Origin of the sequence: Pseudomonas sp. B14-6 (assembly GCF_013260315.1) — a bacterium.
GTDB lineage: Bacteria > Pseudomonadota > Gammaproteobacteria > Pseudomonadales > Pseudomonadaceae > Aquipseudomonas > Aquipseudomonas mandelii.
Genome location: NZ_CP053929.1, coordinates 3,796,797 through 3,820,713 on the forward strand (window position 1 = coordinate 3,796,797; position 23,917 = coordinate 3,820,713).

20 protein-coding genes and 2 pseudogenes are annotated in these 23,917 nt (G+C 59.2%); 15 read left to right on the forward strand and 7 right to left on the reverse strand.

Annotation, left to right across the window (positions count from 1 at the left end; all coding sequences use genetic code 11):
- Positions 1-17 precede the first annotated feature (17 nt).
- From HP062_RS17400 to HP062_RS17415, 4 genes are read left to right on the forward strand one after another with little or no spacing between them, the layout of a single operon-like run.
- The gene (locus HP062_RS17400) at positions 18-944 is read left to right on the forward strand and encodes a DUF72 domain-containing protein (RefSeq protein WP_172791791.1); all 927 of its coding nucleotides are present in this window, start codon (positions 18-20) and stop codon (positions 942-944) included.
- Positions 941-1,738 (forward strand): endonuclease/exonuclease/phosphatase family protein, encoded by a 798-nt coding sequence (locus HP062_RS17405; RefSeq protein ID WP_172791792.1) that lies wholly within the window; start codon positions 941-943, stop codon positions 1,736-1,738. The genes HP062_RS17400 and HP062_RS17405 overlap by 4 nt, the downstream gene beginning before the upstream one ends.
- Complete coding sequence (clsB, locus tag HP062_RS17410; RefSeq protein ID WP_083375656.1) at positions 1,735-3,030, forward strand: cardiolipin synthase ClsB; 1,296 nt, start codon at positions 1,735-1,737, stop codon at positions 3,028-3,030. The genes HP062_RS17405 and clsB overlap by 4 nt, the downstream gene beginning before the upstream one ends.
- Complete coding sequence (locus tag HP062_RS17415; protein WP_172791793.1) at positions 3,017-4,018, forward strand: lysylphosphatidylglycerol synthase domain-containing protein; 1,002 nt, start codon at positions 3,017-3,019, stop codon at positions 4,016-4,018. Before clsB ends, HP062_RS17415 begins: the two co-directional genes overlap by 14 nt.
- Positions 4,019-4,083: 65 nt before the next feature.
- On the opposite strand, the gene HP062_RS17420 is transcribed toward HP062_RS17415, so the two are convergent.
- From HP062_RS17420 to HP062_RS17430, 3 genes are all read right to left on the reverse strand, one after another.
- Positions 4,084-4,842 carry a S9 family peptidase gene (locus tag HP062_RS17420; RefSeq protein WP_010467301.1) on the reverse strand — a complete coding sequence of 253 codons (759 nt, stop codon included), beginning with the start codon at positions 4,840-4,842 and terminating at the stop codon, positions 4,084-4,086.
- Positions 4,832-5,941: a DUF3182 family protein gene (locus HP062_RS17425; RefSeq protein ID WP_172791794.1), complete on the reverse strand. Its 1,110-nt coding sequence runs from the start codon at positions 5,939-5,941 to the stop codon at positions 4,832-4,834. Before HP062_RS17425 ends, HP062_RS17420 begins: the two co-directional genes overlap by 11 nt.
- Positions 5,942-6,245: 304 nt before the next feature.
- The gene (locus HP062_RS17430; protein ID WP_077749249.1) at positions 6,246-7,241 is read right to left on the reverse strand and encodes a GlxA family transcriptional regulator; all 996 of its coding nucleotides are present in this window, start codon (positions 7,239-7,241) and stop codon (positions 6,246-6,248) included.
- Positions 7,242-7,345: 104 nt separating this feature from the next.
- Here HP062_RS17430 and HP062_RS17435 point away from each other — a divergent pair, with 104 nt between their 5' ends.
- From HP062_RS17435 to HP062_RS17480, 10 genes and pseudogenes are all read left to right on the forward strand, one after another.
- Positions 7,346-7,900: a cysteine hydrolase family protein gene (locus HP062_RS17435; RefSeq protein ID WP_172791795.1), complete on the forward strand. Its 555-nt coding sequence runs from the start codon at positions 7,346-7,348 to the stop codon at positions 7,898-7,900.
- 283 nt (positions 7,901-8,183) lie between these two features.
- Entirely contained in the window at positions 8,184-8,765 is a 582-nt protein-coding gene (locus tag HP062_RS17440) for a YjfI family protein (RefSeq protein ID WP_010467297.1), read from the forward strand.
- A gap of 24 nt (positions 8,766-8,789) precedes the next feature.
- Positions 8,790-9,488: a PspA/IM30 family protein gene (locus HP062_RS17445; protein ID WP_010467296.1), complete on the forward strand. Its 699-nt coding sequence runs from the start codon at positions 8,790-8,792 to the stop codon at positions 9,486-9,488.
- Between the two features lie 160 nt (positions 9,489-9,648).
- A complete protein-coding gene (locus HP062_RS17450) occupies positions 9,649-10,212 on the forward strand; it encodes a rhomboid family intramembrane serine protease (protein ID WP_077749252.1) in 564 nt (187 codons plus the stop codon).
- Between the two features lie 71 nt (positions 10,213-10,283).
- Positions 10,284-11,317, forward strand: a pseudogene (locus HP062_RS17455) (ion channel).
- Positions 11,304-11,978, forward strand: coding sequence for a DUF2491 family protein (locus HP062_RS17460; RefSeq protein ID WP_077749254.1), 675 nt, complete (start codon positions 11,304-11,306; stop codon positions 11,976-11,978). Before HP062_RS17455 ends, HP062_RS17460 begins: the two are co-directional and overlap by 14 nt.
- A 15-nt stretch (positions 11,979-11,993) precedes the next feature.
- Positions 11,994-12,422 (forward strand): DUF350 domain-containing protein, encoded by a 429-nt coding sequence (locus HP062_RS17465; protein WP_010467290.1) that lies wholly within the window; start codon positions 11,994-11,996, stop codon positions 12,420-12,422.
- An 18-nt stretch (positions 12,423-12,440) separates the two neighbouring features.
- Entirely contained in the window at positions 12,441-13,160 is a 720-nt protein-coding gene (locus tag HP062_RS17470; protein WP_010467288.1) for a DUF1190 domain-containing protein, read from the forward strand.
- Positions 13,161-13,172: 12 nt separating this feature from the next.
- The gene (locus HP062_RS17475) at positions 13,173-14,330 is read left to right on the forward strand and encodes a glutathionylspermidine synthase family protein (protein ID WP_172791796.1); all 1,158 of its coding nucleotides are present in this window, start codon (positions 13,173-13,175) and stop codon (positions 14,328-14,330) included.
- A 120-nt stretch (positions 14,331-14,450) separates the two neighbouring features.
- Positions 14,451-16,654, forward strand: a pseudogene (locus HP062_RS17480) (OsmC domain/YcaO domain-containing protein).
- 68 nt (positions 16,655-16,722) lie between these two features.
- On the opposite strand, the gene HP062_RS17485 reads toward HP062_RS17480, so the two are convergent.
- On the reverse strand, positions 16,723-17,250 hold the full coding sequence (locus tag HP062_RS17485; protein WP_010467282.1) for a single-stranded DNA-binding protein: 528 nt from the start codon (positions 17,248-17,250) through the stop codon (positions 16,723-16,725).
- A gap of 9 nt (positions 17,251-17,259) precedes the next feature.
- Positions 17,260-18,657 carry an MFS transporter gene (locus tag HP062_RS17490; RefSeq protein ID WP_010467280.1) on the reverse strand — a complete coding sequence of 466 codons (1,398 nt, stop codon included), beginning with the start codon at positions 18,655-18,657 and terminating at the stop codon, positions 17,260-17,262.
- A 191-nt stretch (positions 18,658-18,848) separates the two neighbouring features.
- On the opposite strand from HP062_RS17490, the gene uvrA reads away from it, so the two are divergent.
- Positions 18,849-21,683 (forward strand): excinuclease ABC subunit UvrA, encoded by a 2,835-nt coding sequence (gene uvrA / locus HP062_RS17495; protein ID WP_010467278.1) that lies wholly within the window; start codon positions 18,849-18,851, stop codon positions 21,681-21,683.
- 65 nt (positions 21,684-21,748) lie between these two features.
- Here uvrA and bfr read toward each other — a convergent pair whose 3' ends face one another.
- Together bfr and HP062_RS17505 are read right to left on the reverse strand one after the other, a co-directional pair.
- The gene (gene bfr / locus HP062_RS17500) at positions 21,749-22,213 is read right to left on the reverse strand and encodes a bacterioferritin (RefSeq protein ID WP_010467276.1); all 465 of its coding nucleotides are present in this window, start codon (positions 22,211-22,213) and stop codon (positions 21,749-21,751) included.
- 149 nt (positions 22,214-22,362) lie between these two features.
- Positions 22,363-23,817 carry a catalase gene (locus tag HP062_RS17505; RefSeq protein WP_172791797.1) on the reverse strand — a complete coding sequence of 485 codons (1,455 nt, stop codon included), beginning with the start codon at positions 23,815-23,817 and terminating at the stop codon, positions 22,363-22,365.
- Positions 23,818-23,917: the final 100 nt, after the last annotated feature.

Here is a 23,917-nt window from a genome sequence, read left to right on the forward strand (position 1 = left end):
ATTAGACGGGAGGCGACATGGCGGCGATTCACATTGGCATTTCAGGCTGGCGCTACACACCCTGGCGGGGAGGTTTCTACCCGAAGGGGCTGACCCAGAAGCGCGAATTGCAATTTGCGTCCCGGGCGGTCAACAGCATCGAAATCAATGGATCGTTTTACGCCCTGCAACGGCCTGAGCGTTACGCCCAGTGGTACGCCGAAACCCCGGCGGACTTCGTGTTCAGCGTCAAAGCCCCACGTTTCATCACCCACATCAAGCGTCTGCGGGACATTCATACACCGCTGGCGAATTTCTTTGCCTCCGGGATCCTGGAGCTGAAAGAGAAACTCGGCCCGATCCTCTGGCAGTTTCCGCCCAACTTCAAATTCGATGTCGAGTTGTTCGAAAGCTTCCTCAAGCAATTACCCCACGACACCCAGCAAGCAGCCGCCCTTGCCCGCCAGCACGATTCGCACCTGCACGGCCCCGCCAGCATGAAGGCGTACAAGAAAAAGCCCCTGCGCCACGCCGTTGAAATCAGAAACGAGAGCTTTATTGATCCAGCGTTCGTGCGCCTGCTCAAGCGCTACAACGTGGCCTTGGTTATCGCCGATACCGCCGGAAAATGGCCGTACCGCGAAGACGTCACCAGTGATTTCGTCTATCTGCGCCTGCACGGTGCCGAAGAACTCTACGCCAGCGGCTACACCCCTGAGGCGCTGGAACGCTGGGGCGAACGGATCGACGTCTGGAACCATGGCCAGCAACCGGCCGATCCGCAGTTGATTGCACCTGGGCAAAAGCCGAAAGCACGCAAGTCCCGGGAAGTGTTCTGCTATTTCGACAACGACATCAAAGTCCGCGCGCCTTTCGATGCGCGGCGCTTGCTTGAGCACTTCCACCTCGACAAAGACCTCGCCACCCGTCCCGGTGAACCGGTCGCCGAAGGAGTGCTGTCATGAGTATTTCCGAACCGGTCGGCAGTACCGACGAACAGCAACCCGTCATCACCGCCGTGCGCCGTTTCACCGTACTGACGGTCAACACCCACAAGGGGTTCACCGCGCTCAATCGGCGTTTCATCCTGCCGGAATTGCGCGAAGCGGTGCGCAGTGTGTCTGCCGATGTGGTGTTTTTGCAGGAAGTCCACGGCACCCACGAGGACCATCCGCAGCGCTACAGCAACTGGCCGACGATGCCGCAGTACGAATTCCTCGCCGACACCCTGTGGCCACAATTTGCCTATGGCCGCAACGCGGTGTACCCGGCGGGTGATCACGGTAATGCGCTGCTGTCGAAGTTCCAGATCATTCGCCATGACAACCTCGACGTCTCGATCAGCGGCCATGAGAACCGCGGCATCCTGCATTGCGTGCTGCGCCTGCCGGGCGATGGCCAGGAAGTGCACGCCATCTGCGTGCATCTGGGGCTGCGTGAGAGCCACCGCACGGAACAACTGAAGTTGCTGGCGCGACGCCTCGAAGACCTTCCGGTCGACGCCCCGGTGATTGTCGCCGGTGATTTCAACGATTGGCGCCTACGGGCCGACGCCTTGCTCAAGCCCTGTGGCCTGCGCGAGGTATTCGCCGAGCACCACGGCAAACCGGCGCGCAGTTTTCCAGCGCGACTCCCAGCGCTACGCCTGGACCGCATCTATGTGCGCAACCTCAAGGCCAGCCGTCCGCAAGTGCTGGCGGCACGTCCCTGGTCACACCTTTCCGACCACGCACCGCTGTCGGTGGAGATCGAGCTATGAGCAGCGCCCCGATGGAAAAAGCCACCGTTGAACACGTGCCGACTACCCCGCCGGTGCGTGAGCCCGGCGTGGTCGACGTCGAATACGGCTGGCAGGGCAACAACCTCGTGGAAATGCTGGAAAACGGCGAAGCCTATTTCCCGCGGGTGTTTGAGGCCATGCGCCAGGCCAAGACTGAAATACTCCTTGAAACCTTCATTGTGTTCGAGGACAAGGTCGGCAACGAGCTGCAGCAAGTGCTGGTCGAAGCCGCGCAACGCGGTGTACGGGTCACCGTCAGCCTCGACGGGTTTGGCTGTGGCGAGTTGAGCAACGGCTATCTCGCAACGTTGAGCGAGGCCGGCGTTCGCCTGCAAATATTCGATCCGGCGCCCAAGCTTCTGGGGATCCGCACCAACTGGTTCCGACGCCTGCACCGTAAGATCGTGGTGGTGGACGGCACGATTGCGTTCATCGGCGGGATCAACTTTTCTGCCGACCATCTGGCCGATTTCGGCCCCGAGGCCAAGCAGGATTACTCGGTTGAAGTGCAAGGCCCGGCGGTGGCCGATATCCATCACTTCGCGCTGCTGCAATGTGGCCGCCCGGCCCGCGCCAAATACTGGTGGCAACGCCGCCGGCAGCGACGCTCGGAACTGGCCTTCAGCGACCACGACGGCCAGGTTCGCCTGGTGTACCGCGACAACGGTGACCACCGGACGGATATCGAAGAGGTTTACCTTCAGGTGCTGCGTAGCGCCCAACGCCGGGTCGTGATCGCCAACGCCTATTTCTTTCCGGGCTATCGCTTGCTGCGCGAAATCCGCAACGCCGCTCGTCGTGGCGTCGACGTGCGCCTGATTCTGCAGGGGCAACCGGACATGATGGTGGCCAAACTGGCTGCGCGCATGACCTACGACTATTTGCTCAAGTCGGGCGTGCAGATCTTCGAATATTGCGAACGCCCGCTGCACGGCAAAGTCGCGCTGGTGGATGAGGACTGGAGCACCGTCGGCTCAAGCAATCTCGACCCGTTAAGCCTGTCGATGAACCTGGAAGCCAACGTGTTGATCCGCGACCGAGCCTTCAACCAAGATCTGTTCGAACGGCTTGAGGTGCTGAGCAATAACCACTGCAAAGCCATGTCAGCGGACACGTCGCCGCGCGGAAGGATCTGGCACATGACCGTCGGCTTTCTGGTGTTTCACTTCCTGCGTCACTTCCCGGCATGGGCCGGTTGGCTGCCTGCGCATAAACCACGCCTGAAACCCTTCACCCATCCGGCCGGGAGTGACCACCATGAACCGCGTTGAAGCGCACTCGGCACCTCAAGACGGCAGCACAACACCTGTCCCGGAAAAGAAGACACGCTGGAGCCGCTGGAAAAAACCGCTGACGATGCTGTTTTTCCTGGCGCTGATCGTGCTGTTGACGATGCTTGCCCAGCGCATCGAATGGGACGAAGTGTTCCACACCCTGGCCAATTTCAAGGTGCGCACGCTGATCATTGCGTCCGGCCTGACGCTGGTGAGTTTTCTGGTGTATGCCTGTTTTGATCTGATCGGCCGCACCTACATCCGCCAGGACCTGACCTGGAAACAGATCCTGCCGGTGGGGATCATCAGCTACGCCTTCAACCTGAACCTGAGCGCGTGGGTCGGCGGGATTGCCATGCGTTATCGCCTGTATTCGCGGCTAGGGGTGAGCAAAAGCAACATCGCGAAAATCCTCGGGCTGAGCCTGGCGACCAACTGGTTCGGCTACATGGTGATTGCGGGCGCCGTGTTCAGCAGCGGACTGGTCAGAATGCCGCCGGGCTGGAAGTTGAGCAGCGGTGCCTTGCAAGTTGTGGGCGTGTTGTTACTCCTGGTGAGCGCGGGATATCTGGCGGCGTGCCAGTTCTCCAAACGTCGGGAATGGGCGATACGCGGGGTGGAAATCAACCTGCCGTCCTTGCGCATGGCGATGCTGCAACTGGCCCTCGGAGCGCTGAACTGGTCGCTGATGGCGGCGGTGATCTTCACGTTGCTGCCTAACAAGCTGGATTACCCATTGGTGCTGGGCGTGTTGCTGATCAGTGCGATTGCCGGGGTGATTACGCACATTCCGGCCGGGTTGGGTGTGTTGGAGGCGGTGTTTGTGGCACTGCTGCAACATGAAGCGTCGCGGGGGAGCCTGGTGGCGGGGTTGCTGGCTTATCGGGCGATCTATTTCATCTTGCCGTTGCTGATTACGTTGGTGATGTATCTGGTGGTGGAGGCCAAGGTGAAGTCGCTGCGGATTGCCAAGAAACCTTCCTGAGATTGTTGGGGAGGCGGATGACGCTTTCGCGGGCAAGCCTTCGAAAGCGTCCGCAAACCCACCACTCATTTCGACTGAATAATGCTCAACCGCTCACCCACGACCATCTCGGTAATCCAGTCCACCAGGATCGAGGTGTAGGCCTGTTGCGACACCGGCTCGCTCAACGCGTGGTCGGCGCCGTCAATGATCCGGTGCGTCAGCGAATGCGTCTGCTGGCACGCAGCGCGGTAGCTCATGATCGTCGCGTGAGGCACATAGTCGTCGGTCTCGGACTCCACGAGCAGCACATCCCCGGTGAATTGCGAGCACGCATGCAGCGCACGATTGCTGTCGGCGCGTACCAGCGTGTTGCGGTAATCGCGTAAATCAGCCTTATCCAGCTCACGCTTGGGCGTATGCCATTGATCGTCGCGATACAGCGCCGGCACCCGCAGCGCCAGCCAGCGCACCGGGCGCAATGAAGTCAGTATCGAGGCCAGATAACCGCCATAACTGGTGCCGACCACCGCAATGGCGGAGGTGTCGAGCGCCGGGTGGGCGAGCAAGCGGTCGTAAGCCGCCAGCAGGTCGCGCAGGTTGTCTTCGCGCGTTACGCGAGTAAGCGGGATGCCGGTGCCGCCGGTGTGCCCGCGCAAGTCGAACGTCAGGCACACGCATCCCAGACCGGCGATGCCTTTGGCCCGCTCCAGGTCCCGCTCCTGGCTGCCGCCCCAACCGTGCACAAACAACACGCCGGGGACTTTCGATTTGGGGCTCAGAAAGGTCCCGCTCATCTGTTCATCGTCGATGTCGATCTGAATGGTTTCGCTTCTAGCCGTCATAGGATTTGACCGTCACGTACTTGAGAAGAAAGTCACTGTTTTCCGCGGGCCCGCGATACACCTCAATGGCGTCCGGCGGCAGCGGTTGGTCGATGTAGGTTTCCACTGAAGACACGCGAATCGCGCGCATCCCCGGGTTGTTGACGAAGCTCTGCAACGCGGCCACTTCGGCGCTGCTGGCACCGCCCATGCGCCAGGACTGTTCGAGCACGCCGCTGCGCTGTTTGCCACTGCTGTCCAGGCCTTGGGCGATGTCATAGTTGCGGCGCGAGGCGTAAAAACCGGGATAGGCCTCGTCCGCGGCGCTGTCGAACACTTGCGCTTGCCGGATCGCCAGTTGCACATCGTCAGGCAGGTCCAGTTTCAGCAGGTCTTCGTAATACCCCTGCACCACCAGCAGATTGGAACCTCCATAAACCTGCTCGCCCTGACCGTCTTCGGTCAAGTATTGATCACCGCAATAACTCAGCACCTTATCGCCGATAAAACTCTGGCCAACACTGTGGGTGACGACGTTGTCGAGATCCTGTTCAAGCACCACGCCTTCGCTGAACAGTGCCCTGGCATCGGGGCGAGCCAGAACTTCGTCGAACTGGTCGAGGCTTTTGATCACTTCCTGTCCACGTCCGGCGCAGGCATGAATCGGCTTGATGCGGATCGGGCCGGTGTAAAGCAAATGCTCTGCGGCCGGCCGCGCATCGTCGAGCGAGAACACGCTGAGGCCATCGAGCACGACGTTGCGCACACGTTCGGAAAACAACGGAGACCAGCCTTGCGGGGCGTGCGCATGTTTATTGCGCAACCCGTGGCTGATGGCTTTGGTGCAGATGAAATCGTGGTCGACGTAACCGCCCCACAGATCTTCCGGCCCGGTGACGCCCAATGCCCGGGCGGCAGCGACGCCGACCAGGGTCTGGGTCGGCAAGAGATAAAGATCTCGGGCCTTGTGAAGTCCGGGGTCGTAGCTGCCACCGAACTTGAGCCCCAGGATGTGCGCCAGCCAACGGGCCAGCGCGTGATTGGTGTCGACTTCGTGCTGGGGCGCCTCGGGGCGGATTGAGTGGGCGACTACCAGTTTCTTGCGGTTTGTTGGGGTCATGCGTCCCCCTTCAATCGGCTTTTGATGAATGTAGTTGAAGGGGTGCAGAGATCAAGCCATCGAGGGTTGGATAGAAACGGGTTTCAAATCAGGCAGTTGCTACGAAGGTGATGGCACTGAGCCTGTTTTATTCTGCACGAAGGGTTTCTCCACCCCTGCATTTTGCACGATCCAAGCCTTGCACTGAGCCAATGCGGGAGAGAGCCTGCTCGAGAATTCGGCGTGGGTCAGCCTGCATCTAAGTCACTGACATTGCGCCTTCGCGAGCAGGCTCGCTCCCACATTTGGCTTGGCGGTGATCTGGCTACCGCGCGACAGCTGCACCCGGCGTCACGCCAAACCGCGCCCGGTAATCACTTGGCGCCAGCCCGGTGATTTTCTTGAAGGTCGCGCGAAACGCACTGGGGTCTTGATAACCCACGGTCCACGCAATGTGATCGATGGTGCCGTTGGTGAATTCAAGCATTTCCCGCGCCTTGCCGACCCGCAGATGCTGGCAGTACTCGGTGGGTTTCAACCCGGTCGCTGCACGGAAACGGCGCAGGAACGTGCGCTCTTCCAGCCCCGCCCGCTCGGCCATCGCCGTCAGCGATACATCGGTGGCCCCGGTGCTTTGCAGCCAGTGCTGAACCTTGAGAATCGAAGCATCCCCGTGGCTGAGAATCGGTGAAAAATTGCTGCCGCACTCACTCGCGCTGTCGCTGTGTTCCACCACCAGAAAACGCGCAGTGCCGGTGGCAATGCTCGGGCCGAGCAGGCGGTCGACCAGGCGCAATCCCAACTCGGACCAGGCCATCAACCCGGCGGTGGTGATCAGGTCGCCGTCGTCGACGATAGGGGTATCGGCCTTAAGCTTGATGGCCGGGTAACGCTCGGCGAAGGTTTTGGCCGAGGTCCAGTGGGTGGTGGCGCTGCGGCCGTCGAGCAAGCCGCTTTCCGCCAGTAGAATCGAGCCCACGCAGACGCCGCCGAGGGTCGCGCCCCGGGCGTGTTGCTGACGCATCCAGTGGATCAACGCCTGCGGTGCCTGACCTTCGGAAAATCCGGCAATCGATGGCGGAATCAACACCGCCACCAAGGCGCGCTCGGGCCCGGGATGACTGTCGTACACCCGCTCGGGCGCCTGCTCGCCATCAACTTGCCAATGGCTGACCCGCAGCAGCGGCAATTGCGCAGCCTGATGCTCGGCGGCAATCCGGTTCGCCACCCCGAACAGGTCCGTCAACCCGTGCACCGCCGCCATCTGCGCGCCGGGATAAATCAGCACGCCGAGTTCGACGATTGCCCTTTCTGCGTCCATTGTCAGTTTTCCCCCTTCTATTGTCGGTGCGGCCAATCCTCGGAAGGCCTGCCACAGACAATACTTCTTTCCACGCCCAACCCACACATTTCGAGGAATCAGGCATGGCCAAGCAAGCACTCATCGTAGTTGATATCCAAAACGACTACTTTCCTCAAGGCAAGTGGCCGCTGGTCGGCGCCGACGCTGCCGCCGACAACGCCGCCCGTCTGCTCAAAGCGTTTCGCGACGCGGGTGATTCGGTGGTGCACATCCGCCACGAATTCACCTCCGAAGAAGCCCCCTTCTTCACCCCGGGTTCCGAAGGCGCGAAGCTGCACCCCAAAGTTCTGAACCGTGCCGAGGAGCCGGTGGTGCTCAAGCACTTCGTCAACTCGTTTCGTGAAACCGAACTGAAATCGATCCTCGACGAGCAAGGCATCAAGGAATTGGTGGTTGTTGGCAGCATGAGCCACATGTGTGTGGACGGCATCACCCGCGCAGCCGCGGACTTTGGCTACACCGTCACGGTGATCCACGACGCCTGCGCCTCACGCGATCTGGAATTCAACGGCGTTACGGTGCCCGCCTCCCACGTTCACGCCGCGTTCATGTCGGCCCTGGGTTTCGCCTATGCGAGCGTGATTTCCACTGATGAATTCCTGGCGGCTAACCACTAACCACATAACGTATTGATCAAATTCCAAAAAAGGGCCCGCCGCGTTTTAGCGCTGCGGGCCTTTTTCATGGAGCGGAAAATGTATGACAAAAAATCTCACGCGTGAGCTATTGAGCGTGACAAAAATTGCCTGTAGTGTTTCTCACGCGTGAGTTTTTCACAACGAGGTCAGCCCCATGAAAAGCAGCTCTCCATCGAGTCCTCCCACAGGGCCCGATACCGATTCGGCAAGCCGCAAGGGAGAGCGCTCCAAACCGTCCGCGAAAAAACCATCGAGCTTTTACATGAAGCAGATGCGCGCGGGCCTGGGTGCCGCCGGTTATGTGAAACACGAGACTTGGGTGCTTCCCGAAAACCGAAGCCTGCTCAAGCAGATGGAGAAACAGCTTCGCCAACCGATTCTGGCTGGCTCATTCATGTCGGAGAATTACATGAGCGCAGGTACAAACTGGAACATCGACCGCCTCTTCAGCGCCCTTCAAGCCCTGGACGAAGTGGTTTCAAACGACATCACGCTTTCTCTCGTTCAAGGCTCCGAGTCCAGCATCAAGCTGGAAATGAACGACTTCGGTGGCTTGCCGATTTACATCGCGGTGGTGGGCGAACAGATCATCGTCGACACCGTTCTGGTCGACATCGAGTCCATCAATGACGTACCGGCCTTCAATGACGCCGTGCTGCGCAGCCGGGAGATGTTCCCGCTGTCCTCGATCGGTATCGAGTCCATGCCGAACGGGCAGATTGTCTACAACATGTTCGGCGCTCTGAGCTCCGACTCCAGCCTGACGAACATCGTGACCGAGGTCAAAACCCTGGTCGACAACGTCCAGCGCGCCAGCGAAGCCTTCGAACGTTTCTTCAATTAATTATTCGGGAACAGGAAATATCCAATGACTCAGTCCATCTGGAGCAAATTGTTCACCGCGCTGCGTGGCGGTGCCAACGAAGTCGGCGAATCGATCGTCGACCAACAGGCCCTGCGCATCCTCGATCAGGAAATTCGCGATGCGGACAGCGCCCTGGCCAACGCCAAGCGTGAGCTCGTCACCATCATGGCCAAGCACAAACTGTCGGCTGACCGCGTCAGCGAGTACAACGCCAAGATCAAGGACCTGGAATCCAAGGCTCTGGCCGCCATCCAGGCCAACCGTGAAGACCTGGCCCTGGAAGTGGCCGAAGCCATTTCGACCCTGACCAACGAGCTGGACGTCGAGCAAAAGCAGGCCACCGAGTTTGGTGGTTACGCTGAAAACATGCGCAAAGACATCACCAAGGCTGAAAGCCGCATCAAAAGCCTGCGCCAGCAAGTGGACATGGCCAAGGCGCGCGAAAGCGTACAGAAAGCCCAGGTCAGCGCTTCGATTGCCAGTGGCGGCGCCAACGGCAAGCTGGAAACCGCCGTCGGTACGCTGAACCGTTTGCAGGCCAAGCAACAGCAACGCGCCGCTGAACTGGAAGCCCAGGACCAATTGGCCGATGCGTCGACGGGCACTGACCTGGAACGCAAACTGCGCGATGCTGGCATCACCCCGGACGCAGGCAGCGCCAATGCGATCCTGGAGCGCCTGAAGCAAAAATCGGCCGAATAACCGACTCTCGAGTCGAACGCATAACCTGTGGGAACTAGCCTGCTAGCGATTGCGGTTTGTCAGAAAACATTGATGTCGACTGACACTCCCCCTTCGCGAGCAGGCTCGCTCCCACATGGAATGCGCTGAACTGACAGACATTCAACTGTCGAGGTCAAGGATGGATGCCCTGAAGGGTTTCAAGACAATCGCAGGCCTGGCGCTCTTCATGGTCGCGTTGCAACTGTTCAACGTCGCGACCGGCTACAGCCTCATGGCCTTCGGTTTGATCCCGAGAACCGTGCACGGTCTGCTCGGCATCATCACCTCGCCTTTCCTGCACGCCTCTTTTGCGCACCTGAGCGCGAACCTGATTGCCTTTTTGATTCTGGGTACCCTGGTCATCATCGAAGGACTCAACCGGTTCATTGCGGTCAGCGCGATCATTATTCTGCTGGGCGGCGCGCTGGTCTGGCTGTTCGGCTTTGCAGGCGTACACATCGGCGCCAGCGGCTGGGTGTTCGGACTGTGGGCATACCTCTTGTCCCGCGCCTGGTTCCACAGGAGCTGGGGCAACCTGATAACAGCCGGCGTCGTGGCCCTGCTCTACGGCGGTCTGATTTTTGGCTTCCTGCCTCGCCAGGGTGTTTCCTTCGAAGGCCATCTGTTTGGTGCACTCGCCGGATTTATTGCAGCCAAGGTACTTTTCTCGGCGCCGCGCAACAGGTTTAATGCCGCCGGCTGAACGCACTTGCGCAGTCAGACGCCGAGGCGATGACGTCGCCAGGAACAAGTACCCACGGAGTCAGGGACGAAATGTCGATTTTCCTTTTATTGCGCATGTATGCCTCGTCCCTCTTCCACCGTTTCGGCTGGGCAGGCCTGGTCATTGCCTTGGGCGTACACCTGACCACGGCGTATCTGGGCCTGGTGTTACTGGGCGAACAACACCTCACCGCGCCCGCCACGTTTACTTACTTCTATCTGACCACCACACTCACCGTCGGTTATGGCGATCTCGCGCCGCAGACAGCGGCGGGACGGATATTCGTGGCCACCTGGGTCATGCTCGGGGCATTGCGCTGCTGACGGCAGCCATCGGCAAAACCACCAGCAGCGTCATCGATGCATGGAGAAAAGGCATGAAGGGCAAAGGCGATTTCACCGGCAAGGTCGGCCATACGGTTCTCATCGGCTGGGAAGGCGCGTCCAGCGAACGGGTCATTGAGTTGTTGCTCCAGGACGAAACCTCGAACGACAACCTGATCGTCATTTGCGATTGCACCCTTGAAGAAAACCCGATGCCGGGCAAAGCGAGCTTCATCAAAGGTGAAAGCCTGTCCTCCGTGGCCTTGTTGCTGCGCGCGGGCGTTCCCGGTGCCGAGCGCGTTCTGGTGCGAACCCATTCAGACGACCTGACCCTGGCCACCGTGCTGGCGGTCAATCAACTGCAGCCTGTCGGGCATGTGGTCGCCCACTTCAATGACAGTGAAATCGCTGCGCTCGCCAGCGCCTACGCGCCCAGCCTGGAATGCACTTCCAGCATGGCCATCGAGATGTTGGTGCGCGCCTCGCAGGATCCGGGCTCGTCAGCGGTCATCAATGAACTGCTGTGCGTGGGCCAGGGCGCCACTCAATACCTGATGAAACTGCCCGAGGCCTTTGAAGCGACGTTTGGCGATCTGTACACACGGATGAAAGAACATCACAACGCCACGCTCATCGGCTATCGCGCCAAAGGCGCCCGACAACCGTCGATCAACCCGCCCGGCGCCACACGCGTTGAGGGCGGCGAGCTCTTCTACATCGCCTCCACTCGCCTCAAGGAAATCTCCAATGGGATGGTTTAAACAGTTGATGGGGCTTGAGGCCCCGAACGCGACGACAGAGTCGAAATGGACCGCCAGCGAATCCCTGCCCGTCACCGGTCCGCTGGACCTGGCACTGGGCAAAGGCGTGATGTTCGACACCACCCTGAAATTGTTGCTCGACGGCAACACCACGGTGACCATCCCGGGCTCGCAGCAGATCTGGAGCAACGGCACCGTCGATCTCGGGCAGTCGACCTGGCTGTCACGCTACTACATGAACGAGGAAGACTACTGGCTGCAGGTGCATACCACCGGCGAAATCGCCGGGCAGGTTGAGTCGGTGATCCTGTTCAATTACCTCAGCTACATCACCATCAGCAGTGAAGCGGAGTTGCGCCGATTGGCCGGTCCGCAAAGCCTGATCGGGCTGCCGACCTACACCCACAACGGCGTCGAATACACCCGCGAATGGGGCACCGAGGATGGCCAGACAGAATTGGTGGCGTTGAGCGAGCAGCTGAAAAACCCGGAGGAGTCCTACGGCATCGAGCACCGTTCGATGCTGTACGCCCGCGAAACCGGCCTGACCGACCGCCGGGAATTCCTGCTGTTTTCCGTTGAGGAAGACGCCGAAGGCACCATCAGCTTGAGCACGTCGCTGGGCATTTCGCTGTACACAACCGACCTGAATACGTTCTAAAAAAGGAAGCAGTCCATGCTAGAAGCACTCTCTATCTCCTTGAACAAAGCCGCCGTGTTCGGGTTTGTTTCGTACATCCTCGGCGCCGCGGTATTGTTCGCACTGTTCCAGTTCATCTACACCCGCATCACCCCGCACAAGGAATTCGAACTGATCCGTTCCGGCAACGTAGCCGCTGCGATCGCCCTCGGCGGGGCCATCATCGGTTTCGCCATTCCGGCGAGCAACGTGATTGCGTACTCGATCAGCATCCTCGACTTCGTGGTCTGGGCGGTCATTGCAGCCCTCGTTCAATTGCTGGCATTTCTGGTGACCAGCCTGGTGCTCAAAGGCACCTCCGAGCGCATCAAGAAAGGTGAAATCGCGGCGGGCATCTACGTGGCAGCCGTGGCCATCAGCGTCGGCATGTTGAACGCCGCGTGCATGACTCCTTCCCAGAACTGATTGCGCCCGGAGATCCCGATGAAACGAAGCAAGTACGTTCAGCTTTCGCTGGCAGCGTCGGTCGCCATGGCGATATCAGGCTGCGGGCCGACGGAAAAAACCTACGCGGTGCAGAAGAAGTACAACTTCCAGTCCGTTCAGCAGTGTGCCGATGAAAAGCTCCCGGTGGACGTGTGCTCGGACGCCTACATGACGGCCATGGCCGAGCATCGCCGCATTGCGCCGGTGTACGACAGCCAGGCCGATTGCGATGCCGACTTCGTCGCCGACTGGTGCCAACAGGATTCCGCCGGCAAGTTCATCCCCAAGCTCGGCGGCTTCGAACTGACCGCTGATGGCCAGGTGACGCAATCCCAGGTGGACGCGGCCAAGGCTCAATTACCCGCCTCGGAAGCGGCGAACACGGGTGGGTCGGGTTTCTCCACCAGCAGCCTGCTGACCGGCCTGCTGATCGGCAACATGCTGAGCAGCAACCGCAACAGTTACTACTCCGAGCCGGTCTACCGCTATCGCGATGACCGCGGCAGCTACTCGAACTCGACGCTCAGCCAGCGGATTGCCAAGGGCTCGACGTTCACCAAGTCCAATCAGGCAAGGTACGGCAGCAGCAACTACGCCGACTCGGTTCGCTCTTCTACAAGCAAGCCGGTCTCCGTTGCCTCGTCCACCTCCCGTGGCGGCTTCGGCAGCAAGGCCAGCGCACGCAGCGGCTGGGGCGGCGGCGGATCGAGCAGTTAAGGAAACCTGGCCATGAAGAAGATCCATTGCGCAGAGCGTCCTGACTGGAAACAGACCGCCGAGAATCTCGGCTTTCTGTTCCACACCATCGACAACGAACCCTACTGGGATGAGAGCGCGTATTACCAGTTCTCGCTCAAGCAGATCGAGAACGATCTCGAAGACCCGACCACCGAGATCCATGGGATGTGCATGGACCTGGTGGCCCGCGTGGTTCAGAGCGAGGAGTTGCTGGAGCGCCTGAGCATTCCCGCGCCATTCTTCGACATGGTGCGCATCTCATGGCTCGAAGGTCACCCGCACCTGTACGGGCGCATGGATTTCTCCTACAACGGCACCGGGCCCGCCAAGTTGCTGGAACTCAATTACGACACGCCGACCAGCCTGTATGAGGCGGCGGCGTTTCAGTGGGGCTGGCTGGAGCAATGCATCGAACGCGGCTTGCTGCCCAAGCATGCCGACCAGTTCAACAGCATCGACACCAAACTGCATCAGGCCTTCGCTCAATTGCAGCTCAAGCAACCCTTCTATTTTGCCTCGATGAAAGACTCGGTCGAAGACAAGGGCACTACCGACTACCTGCGGCTGGTGGCGGAAAAGGTCGGCATCGAATCACGCCACATCGATATCGAAGACATCGGCCTGACCAGTGACGGACGTTTCGTCGACCTCGAAGATCGCTGGATCCCTCACCTGTTCAAGCTGCACGCCTGGGAGTTCATCTTCCACGAGCCCTTCGGTGCAGCGATTGCCCAGAGTGATACGCAATTTTTCGAACCGGCCTGGAAATCCATCATCTCCAACAAAGGCATCCTGCCGCTGTTGTGGGAATTCAACAAAGGTCATCCAAACCTGCTCGCGGCGCACCTGGATACCGAGCCGGGCAAAGCCGTACCAAAAGGCTGGGTGCGCAAGCCGTTCTTCTCCCGGGAAGGTGCCAATATCGAGCTGCAAACTGCTGACGGCCTGATCGTGAAAGAGGACGGCCCCTACACCGATGCGCCGTTTATCCTTCAGGAGTTCGCGCCGCTTCCGCAGTTCGGCGACAGCTTTACGTTGATTGGCTCCTGGGTAATCGGCGATCAGGCGGCGGGGATCGGTGTACGTGAGGACAACAGCTTGATCACCAAGGATTCGAGCCGGTTCTTGCCGCATCTGATACTCGACTGACCGCTCCATCGCCCACTAAAAAGGCCCGGTGAGGACATATCGACAGACGCCCGCAAGACTTATGGCTGAAATGCCGGATAATGGCGGCCATTCGTTTAGCCGTTATTCTGGTAATCCCCCATGGAAATCAAGGTCAACTTTCTCGACAACCTTCGACTTGAAGCCAAGTTCGACGACTTCACGGTGGTGGCCGATCAACCTATCCGCTACAAGGGCGATGGCTCGGCGCCGGGTCCGTTCGACTATTTCCTGGCGTCATCGGCGTTATGTGCGGCGTATTTCGTGAAGTTGTACTGCGACACTCGCAGTATTCCCACCGAAAACATCCGCCTGTCGCAGAACAACATTGTTGATCCGGAAAACCGCTACAACCAGATTTTCAAGATCCAGGTCGAGTTGCCCGCGGACATCTCCGACAAGGACCGCCAGGGCATCCTGCGTTCCATCGACCGTTGCACCGTGAAAAAAGTGGTGCAAGCCGGGCCTGAGTTTGTGATCGAAGAGGTGGAAAACCTCGACGCCGATGCCCAGGCGTTGCTGATGCCTGCTTCTACCTCAGAGGCGAGCACCTATATCGCGGGCAAGGATCTGCCGCTGGAGCAGACCATCGCCAATATGTCGGCCATTCTGGCGGACCTGGGCATGAAGATTGAAATCGCCTCGTGGCGCAATATCGTGCCCAACGTATGGTCGCTGCATATCCGCGATGCGCACTCGCCGATGTGTTTTACCAACGGCAAGGGCGCAACCAAGGAAGGCGCGCTGGCGTCGGCGTTGGGCGAGTTTATCGAGCGACTCAACTGCAACTTCTTCTACAACGACCAGTTCTGGGGCGAAGAGATCGCCAACGCGCCGTTTGTGCATTACCCGGATGAACGCTGGTTCAAGCCTGGCCGTAAAGATGAACTGCCGAGCGAAATACTCGACGCGCACTGCCTGAAGATTTACAACCGCGACGGCGAGTTGCGTGGCTCCCACCTGATCGACACCAACTCGGGCAATGAAGAACGCGGCATCTGCGCGCTGCCCTACGTGCGCCAATCGGACGGCGAAGTGGTGTATTTCCCGTCCAACCTGATTGAAAACCTGTTCCTGAGCAACGGCATGAGTGCCGGTAACACGCTGGCCGAAGCCCAGGTGCAGTGCCTGTCGGAGATCTTCGAGCGCGCGGTAAAACGCGAAATCATCGAAGGTGAATTTGCCCTGCCGGATGTACCCGCCGATGTGCTGGCGAAGTACCCGGGAATACAGGCCGGTATTCAGGCGCTGGAAGAGCAAGGGTTCCCCGTATTGGTGAAGGATGCGTCCCTGGGGGGGAATTCCCGGTGATGTGCGTCACGTTGATGAACCCGCGTACCGGCGGCGTGTTCGCCTCGTTCGGCGCGCACCCGAGCCTGGAAGTGGCGCTGGAACGCAGCCTGACCGAATTGCTCCAGGGCCGAAGCTTCGAAGGCCTCAACGACTTGCCCCAGCCGACGTTTGAAGGTCATGCGGTGACCGAGCCGAATAACTTCGTCGAGCACTTCATCGATTCCAGCGGCGTGGTGTCGTGGCGCTTCTTCAGTTCCAAGTCGGACTACGAATTCGTGGAGTGGGACTTCTCCGGCCAGGGTGAAAACTCGAATGCCGAGGAAGCCGCGACCTTGTTCGGCATTCTCGAAGGCATGGGCAAGGAAGTGTACATGGCGGTCTACGAGCATATCGGCGCGACGGCATGCCGCATCCTGGTCCCGGACTATTCGGAAATCTATCCCGTGGACGACCTGATTTGGGATAACACCAACAAAGCGCTGTTCTTCCGCGCCGATATCCTGAACCTGCATCGCCTGGACGACGAAGAACTGCAAGCGCTGGCTGAGCGTCTGGTGGAAAGTGAGCTGGACGACTACACCGACATCACCTCCCTGATCGGCATCGAGTTTGACGACAATACCGCTTGGGGTCAGCTGACAATCCTGGAGTTGAAACTGCTGATTTATCTCGCCTTGCAGCAATTTGAAGAGGCCAAAGAGGCGGTGGAGATGTTCCTGCAGTACAACGACAACACGGTTGAGCGCGGCTTGTTCTACCAAGCTGTCAACGCGGTGCTGGAGATGAAGCTGGACGAAGACCTGGAGCTGGAAGACTACGAGGCCAATTTCCGTCGGATGTTTGGTAACGAACGGATGGATGCAGTGATCGGCTCGGTGGACGGCAGTGTACGCTTCCATGGTTTGACGCCGACCAGCACCAAACTGGAGGGGCTCGACAGGCACCTGCGGTTGATCGAAAGCTACAAGAAACTGCACTCGGCACGGGCCAATGTGACCACGTTGGCCGGTTAACAGCGGCAACAAAAAAGCGAAGCCATATGGCTTCGCTTTTTTTGTCTACGGTTCTGAAAAACTGCGGATCAGAACGGGATATCGTCATCAAAGCTGTCGAAATCCGGAGCCGGTTGTGGCGCTGCCTGCTGTGGAGGCGGAGCCTGACGCGACTGCTGCGGTGCTGACTGCTGCGGGCGCGGAGCCTGCTGGCGTGGAGCCGGGGCGGACTGCTGGTAGTTATTGCCCCCGCCTTGTTGGTCGCCCTGCTGTGGACGGCCGCCGAGCAGTTGCATGGTGCCTTGCATGTCGACCACGATTTCGGTGGTGTAACGCTTGATACCGTCTTTTTCCCACTCGCGGGTCTGCAGCTTGCCTTCGATGTAGACCTGCGAACCTTTACGCAGGTATTCACCGGCGATCTCGGCCACCTTGCCGAACATCGAAACACGGTGCCATTCAGTCTTCTCGACCTTCTGACCGGTTTGCTTGTCGGTCCACTGTTCGCTGGTCGCCAGACTCAGGTTGGTCACGGCGTTACCGTTAGGCAAGTAGCGAACTTCGGGATCCTGGCCGCAAGTGCCGACCAATATGACTTTGTTAACCCCACGGGCCATAACGTTCTCCTAGGCTACGCACGCTGCCCCGGCCGGGTTGTTCACCAGGCGCTCAAGGGTGGTGCGATCCAATAGTTCTGTGTCCAATTTGATGTAAATCGCCGCTTCATCAGCAACGATTACCGCATCTGTTACCCCTACGACGGCCTTCAGGCGGTCAACCAACCCCGCTTCGCGGATCGCCTCGGGCGACAGCGGCAAGCGCAGACTCGTCACGTAGGGAGGTTCGCGCATGGTAACAGCAAAGGCCAGCCAAAGTGCAGCCAGGCCGGCGCATCCGAGGAATACAACCGACAAACCGCCGTGCTGGAACATCCAGCCGCCGAGGATCCCCCCCAGCGCCGAACCGAGGAACTGGCTGGTGGAATAAACCCCCATCGCCGTGCCTTTGCCGCCCGCCGGTGAAACCTTGCTGATCAGCGATGGCAACGAAGCTTCCAGCAAGTTGAACGCGGTAAAGAACACCACCGTCCCGATCACCAGAGCCCGCAGGCTGTCGCCGAACTGCCAGAAGAATAGCTCAGTGAGCATCAGCGTCAGCACTGCGCCCAATAAAACTCGTTTCATTTTGCGTTTCTTCTCGCCGTAGATAATGAACGGGATCATGGCGAAGAAGGAGATCAGCAGCGCGGTGAGGTAGACCCACCAGTGCTGCTCTTTGGGCAGCCCGGCTTTTTGCACCAGAGCCAGGGGCAATGCAACGAAGCTCGACATCAACATCGCGTGCAACACAAAAATGCCAAGGTCCAGGCGCAGCAGGTCCGGGTGCTTTAGCGTCGGCATCAGCGCCGAACGGGCGACGCCGGACTCACGGTGCTGCAACGGTCCGGTGGAACGCGGCACCATGAACATGACGATCACGATGCCGAACAGCGCCATGCCGCCCGTGGCGAGGAACAACCCCGACAGGCCGAAGGCGCGGGTCAACAGCGGCCCGACAACCATGGCCACGGCGAAGGACAGACCAATCGTCATGCCGATCATGGCCATGGCTTTGGTCCGGTGCTGCTCGCGGGTCAGGTCTGAAAGCAACGCCATCACTGCGGCGGAAATAGCCCCGGCGCCTTGCAGGATGCGTCCGGCGATGACGCCCCAGATCGAATCGGCATTGGCTGCCAGCACGCTACCGAGGGCGAAGATGATCAGCCCGAGGTAAATCACCGGACGACGGCCGATGCGGTCGGAAATGAAGCCGAAAGGAATCTGAAAGATTGCCTGGGTCAGGCCGTAAGCGCCAATCGCCAGTCCGATGAGGGCCGGGGTCGCTCCTGCCAGATCCATCCCATAGGTCGCCAGTACCGGCAACACCATGAACATGCCAAGCATACGGAAGGCGAACACCAGGGCCAGCCCGCTTGCTGCGCGGGTCTCACTGCCACTCATGCGTTCGCTGTGGGGATCGTGCATGGAAAAACCTCATGTGAACCGGCGGCGATTCTACCAGTCCCATCGATTGACGGGGTATATCGCGACGCTTTGACGCGCTCCGCTGACAGACTCTTCATGTAAGACACAACTCCGCTCGTTTGACAGTGTGCATCCATCCAGTATTTGGCCGTATACTCCTACGTTTTCGACGCCCGCCAAGCGAGGCCACTTTGGACAAGATCCTGATTCGTGGGGCCCGAACCCACAACCTGAAGAACATCGACCTGACCCTGCCACGGGACAAACTGATCGTCATCACCGGCCTGTCCGGATCCGGCAAATCGTCCCTGGCGTTTGACACGCTGTATGCCGAAGGCCAACGCCGCTATGTCGAATCACTGTCGGCCTATGCCCGGCAGTTTTTGTCGATGATGGAAAAGCCTGACGTCGACACCATCGAAGGTTTGTCGCCAGCCATTTCCATCGAACAGAAATCGACCTCGCATAACCCGCGCTCGACGGTCGGCACCATCACCGAAATCTACGACTACCTGCGCCTGCTGTACGCACGCGTGGGTATTCCACGTTGCCCGGATCACGACATTCCGCTGGAAGCGCAAACCGTCAGCCAGATGGTCGACCTGGTCCTCGCGCAACCGGAGGGCAGCAAGCTGATGCTGCTGGCCCCGGTGATTCGCGAGCGCAAAGGCGAACACCTTTCGGTCTTCGAAGAACTGCGCGCCCAGGGCTTTGTCCGGGCCCGGGTCAACGGCAGGATCTGCGAACTGGATGAGCTGCCGAAGCTGGATAAGCAAAAGAAGCACTCGATTGATGTAATAGTCGACCGCTTCAAGGTCCGCGCCGATCTGCAGCAGCGCCTGGCCGAGTCGTTCGAAACCGCGCTGAAACTGGCGGACGGGATCGCACTGGTCGCGCCGATGGACGACGAGCCCGGCGAAGAGATCATCTTCTCCGCGCGCTTCGCCTGCCCGATTTGCGGCCATGCGATCAGCGAGCTGGAACCCAAGCTGTTCTCCTTCAACAACCCCGCCGGCGCTTGCCCGACCTGCGATGGTCTGGGGGTCAAGCAGTTCTTCGACATCAAGCGTCTGGTGAACGGCGAGTTGACGCTGGCCGAGGGCGCTATTCGCGGCTGGGACAGGCGCAACGTCTATTACTTCCAGATGCTCGGGTCGCTGGCTTCGCACTACAAGTTCAGCCTGGAAGTGCCGTTCAACGACCTTTCGGCGGATCAGCAGAAATTCATTCTGCATGGCAGCGGTTCGCAAAACGTCGACTTCAAATACCTGAACGACCGCGGCGATATCGTCAAACGCTCGCACCCGTTCGAAGGCATCGTGCCGAACCTGGAACGCCGCTATCGCGAAACCGAGTCGGCTTCAGTGCGTGAAGAGCTGGCCAAGTTCCTCAGCACCCAGCCCTGCCCGGATTGCCGTGGCACGCGCTTGCGTCGTGAGGCGCGGCACGTCTGGGTGGGCGAGAAGACGCTGCCGGCGGTGACCAATCTGCCGATTGGCGATGCTTGCGAGTATTTCGGCATACTGAAGCTCACGGGCCGTCGCGGTGAAATTGCCGACAAGATTCTCAAGGAGATCCGCGAGCGCCTGCAGTTCCTGGTCAACGTAGGCCTCGACTATCTTTCGCTGGATCGCAGTGCCGACACGTTGTCCGGCGGTGAAGCTCAGCGGATTCGCCTGGCCAGCCAGATTGGCGCCGGCCTGGTGGGGGTTCTGTACATCCTCGATGAGCCGTCGATCGGTCTGCATCAACGTGATAACGATCGGTTGCTCGGCACACTCAAGCACCTGCGCGACATCGGCAACACGGTGATCGTGGTCGAGCATGACGAAGACGCTATTCGCCTGGCCGACTACGTGGTGGACATCGGGCCGGGCGCGGGGGTCCACGGTGGGCATATTGTTGCCGAAGGGACGCCGGCCGAAGTGATGGCGCATCCTGATTCGTTGACCGGCAAGTACCTGTCGGGCCGAGTAAAGATTGCCGTTCCAGCCAAACGCACACCGCGCAACAAGAAGTTGTCACTGTCGCTCAAGGGCGCTCGCGGTAACAACTTGCGCAATGTCGACCTGGACATTCCGATAGGTCTGTTGACGTGCGTGACCGGTGTGTCCGGCTCGGGCAAATCGACGCTGATCAACAATACGCTGTTTCCCTTGAGCGCTACGGCACTCAACGGTGCAACGACGCTTGAGGCGGCCGCCCACGACAGCATCAAGGGACTGGAGCATCTGGATAAGGTCGTCGATATCGACCAGAGCCCTATCGGCCGAACGCCGCGCTCCAATCCGGCGACCTACACCGGGCTGTTCACGCCGATTCGCGAACTGTTCGCCGGCGTACCGGAATCACGCTCACGCGGTTATGGTCCGGGACGCTTCTCCTTCAACGTGAAGGGCGGACGCTGCGAAGCGTGTCAGGGAGATGGCCTGATCAAGGTGGAAATGCACTTCCTGCCGGACATCTATGTCCCGTGCGACGTCTGCAAGAGCAAGCGTTACAACCGCGAGACACTGGAAATCAAGTACAAAGGCAAGAGCATCCACGAAACCCTCGAGATGACCATCGAGGAAGCGCGGGTGTTCTTTGACGCCGTTCCTGCGCTAGCGCGCAAGCTTCAGACATTGATGGACGTAGGTCTGTCCTACATCAAGCTGGGGCAATCGGCGACGACGTTGTCGGGCGGTGAAGCCCAAAGGGTGAAGCTCTCCCGTGAACTGTCCAAGCGCGATACCGGCAAGACGCTGTACATCCTCGACGAACCAACCACTGGCTTGCACTTCGCGGATATTCAGCAATTGCTCGACGTACTGCATCGACTGCGCGACCACGGCAACACTGTGGTGGTGATCGAGCACAACCTGGACGTGATCAAGACCGCCGACTGGTTGGTGGACCTGGGGCCGGAAGGCGGCTCCAAGGGCGGCCAGATCATTGCGGTTGGTACCCCGGAGGAAGTGTCCGAGATGAAGCAATCTCACACCGGCTTCTACCTCAAGCCGCTGCTGGCTCGCGACAAGGCCTGAATCGGGCCCACGAAAAAGCCCCTGTCACTTTGTCGGTGACAGGGGCTTTTTTGTATAGGGAGCAATCAGGCGTGAGATTGCAGGTAGTTCTCAAGACCGATCAACTTGATCAGACCCATCTGCTTTTCAAGCCAGTAGGTGTGGTCTTCTTCAGTGTCATGCAATTGAACCCGCAGCATCTCGCGGCTGACATAGTCCTGGTGTTGCTCGCAGAGTTTGATGCCCTTGCAGAGCGCGGCGCGGACTTTATATTCAAGTCGCAGGTCAGCGGCGAGCATGTCCGGCACAGTGGTGCCAACATCAAGGTCGTCGGGACGCATGCGCGGCGTGCCTTCGAGCATCAGAATCCGACGCATCAGGGCATCAGCGTGCCCGGCCTCTTCTTCCATCTCGTGGTTGATGCGTTCGTAGAGCTTGGTGAAACCCCAGTCCTCATACATCCGCGAATGGACGAAATACTGATCACGCGCCGCCAGTTCGCCGGTCAGCAACGTGTTGAGGTAATCGATTACGTCTGGGTGCCCTTGCATCGCCCTACATCTCCCTGCATGAAAGTCTGTAGTTTGAACCAAGGCGACTGTTTGGTCACTCCGTTTACGCGATAAAAGCGAAGATATTCTGAGAAAAGTGGTTCAAATAACGCAAAAACCGCCCAAATGAGGGCGGTTCTGCTTCTCGTTTAGACTTCGTTAAGCTGTACACCCAACGCCTTTGCAATTGCTTCTCCATACGCCGGATCGGCCTTGAAGAAGTGCTGCAATTGACGATCAATCACATCACCGGAAACGCCGGCCATGGCTCCGGCAATGTTGTTGGTCAGCAGCGCTTTCTGCTCGTCACTCATGAGTCGGAACAGAGCACCGGCATGGCTGTAGTAGTCGGAGTCTTCACGATGATCGTAACGATCAGCGGCACCGCTCAATGCCAACGGTGGCTCAGCGTAGCGAGGCGCTTGTTTCGGCGAATCGACGTAGCTGTTCGGCTCATAGTTAGGTGCTTCACCGCCATTGCTGCCGAATGCCATCGAACCATCACGCTGATAGCTATTCACCGGGCTGCGGGGCGCATTCACCGGTAGTTGCTGATGATTGGTGCCAATGCGGTAGCGGTGCGCGTCGGCATAAGCGAACACGCGGCCCTGGAGCATGCGGTCCGGAGAAAGACCAACGCCCGGGACCATGTTGCTCGGGCCGAATGCCGCTTGCTCGACTTCGGCAAAGTAGTTTTGCGGATTGCGATTGAGCTCCAGCTCGCCGACTTCGATCAACGGAAACTCTTTCTGCGACCAGGTTTTGGTCACATCGAACGGGTTCTCATAGTGCGCCGCGGCCTGAGCCTCGGTCATGATCTGAATGCACACACGCCATTTCGGGAAGTCACCGCGCTCAATCGCCCCAAACAGGTCACGCTGCGCGTAATCCGGATCGGTACCGGCCAAACGTGCCGCTTCTGCAGGCGCCAGGTTTTTGATGCCTTGCTGAGTCTTGTAGTGCCACTTCACCCAGTGCCGCTCGCCATTGGCGTTGATCAAGCTGTAGGTGTGGCTACCAAAGCCGTGCATGTGACGATAGCCGTCAGGAATGCCACGGTCGGAGAACAGAATAGTGACCTGGTGCAGCGCCTCAGGCGAGTGCGACCAGAAATCCCACATCATCTGCGCGCTTTTCAGATTGCTCTGCGGCAGACGCTTTTGGGTGTGGATAAAGTCCGGAAATTTCAACGGATCACGGATGAAGAACACGGGCGTGTTGTTGCCGACGATGTCCCAGTTACCTTCCTCGGTGTAGAACTTCAGGGCAAAGCCACGCGGATCGCGCTCGGTATCGGCCGAACCACGTTCGCCGCCAACCGTAGAAAAGCGCAAGAACGTCGGAGTTTGCTTGCCGACCGATTCAAACAGTTTAGCGCTGGTGTACGGGGTGATGTCGCGAGTGACAGTAAACGTGCCGTAAGCACCCGAGCCCTTGGCGTGTACACGGCGCTCAGGGATGTTCTCGCGATTGAAGTGGGCAAGCTTTTCGATCAGGTGAAAGTCGTCGAGCAGCAGCGAGCCACGAGGGCCGGCGGAACGGGAATTCTGGTTGTCGGCGACAGGAGCGCCACTGGCGGTGGTCAGCGTTTTATTTTGACTCATGCGATCTCTTCCTCTGTCAGTCTTTAACTGCCGGCTAATCGGCTGAGGGGGAGTATTGATCAGGAACGTTACAGCTACAAATTCATTGCGTTGCGACTAT

Coding starts and splice junctions, on each gene's coding strand:
- HP062_RS17400 (WP_172791791.1), top strand. CDS start 18: ATGGCGGCGATTCACATTGGCATTTCAGGCTGGCGCTACACACCCTGG.
- HP062_RS17405 (WP_172791792.1), top strand. CDS start 941: ATGAGTATTTCCGAACCGGTCGGCAGTACCGACGAACAGCAACCCGTC.
- clsB (WP_083375656.1), top strand. CDS start 1,735: ATGAGCAGCGCCCCGATGGAAAAAGCCACCGTTGAACACGTGCCGACT.
- HP062_RS17415 (WP_172791793.1), top strand. CDS start 3,017: ATGAACCGCGTTGAAGCGCACTCGGCACCTCAAGACGGCAGCACAACA.
- HP062_RS17420 (WP_010467301.1), bottom strand. CDS start 4,842: ATGACGGCTAGAAGCGAAACCATTCAGATCGACATCGACGATGAACAG.
- HP062_RS17425 (WP_172791794.1), bottom strand. CDS start 5,941: ATGACCCCAACAAACCGCAAGAAACTGGTAGTCGCCCACTCAATCCGC.
- HP062_RS17430 (WP_077749249.1), bottom strand. CDS start 7,241: ATGGACGCAGAAAGGGCAATCGTCGAACTCGGCGTGCTGATTTATCCC.
- HP062_RS17435 (WP_172791795.1), top strand. CDS start 7,346: ATGGCCAAGCAAGCACTCATCGTAGTTGATATCCAAAACGACTACTTT.
- HP062_RS17440 (WP_010467297.1), top strand. CDS start 8,184: ATGAAGCAGATGCGCGCGGGCCTGGGTGCCGCCGGTTATGTGAAACAC.
- HP062_RS17445 (WP_010467296.1), top strand. CDS start 8,790: ATGACTCAGTCCATCTGGAGCAAATTGTTCACCGCGCTGCGTGGCGGT.
- HP062_RS17450 (WP_077749252.1), top strand. CDS start 9,649: ATGGATGCCCTGAAGGGTTTCAAGACAATCGCAGGCCTGGCGCTCTTC.
- HP062_RS17460 (WP_077749254.1), top strand. CDS start 11,304: ATGGGATGGTTTAAACAGTTGATGGGGCTTGAGGCCCCGAACGCGACG.
- HP062_RS17465 (WP_010467290.1), top strand. CDS start 11,994: ATGCTAGAAGCACTCTCTATCTCCTTGAACAAAGCCGCCGTGTTCGGG.
- HP062_RS17470 (WP_010467288.1), top strand. CDS start 12,441: ATGAAACGAAGCAAGTACGTTCAGCTTTCGCTGGCAGCGTCGGTCGCC.
- HP062_RS17475 (WP_172791796.1), top strand. CDS start 13,173: ATGAAGAAGATCCATTGCGCAGAGCGTCCTGACTGGAAACAGACCGCC.
- HP062_RS17485 (WP_010467282.1), bottom strand. CDS start 17,250: ATGGCCCGTGGGGTTAACAAAGTCATATTGGTCGGCACTTGCGGCCAG.
- HP062_RS17490 (WP_010467280.1), bottom strand. CDS start 18,657: ATGCACGATCCCCACAGCGAACGCATGAGTGGCAGTGAGACCCGCGCA.
- bfr (WP_010467276.1), bottom strand. CDS start 22,213: ATGCAAGGGCACCCAGACGTAATCGATTACCTCAACACGTTGCTGACC.
- HP062_RS17505 (WP_172791797.1), bottom strand. CDS start 23,817: ATGAGTCAAAATAAAACGCTGACCACCGCCAGTGGCGCTCCTGTCGCC.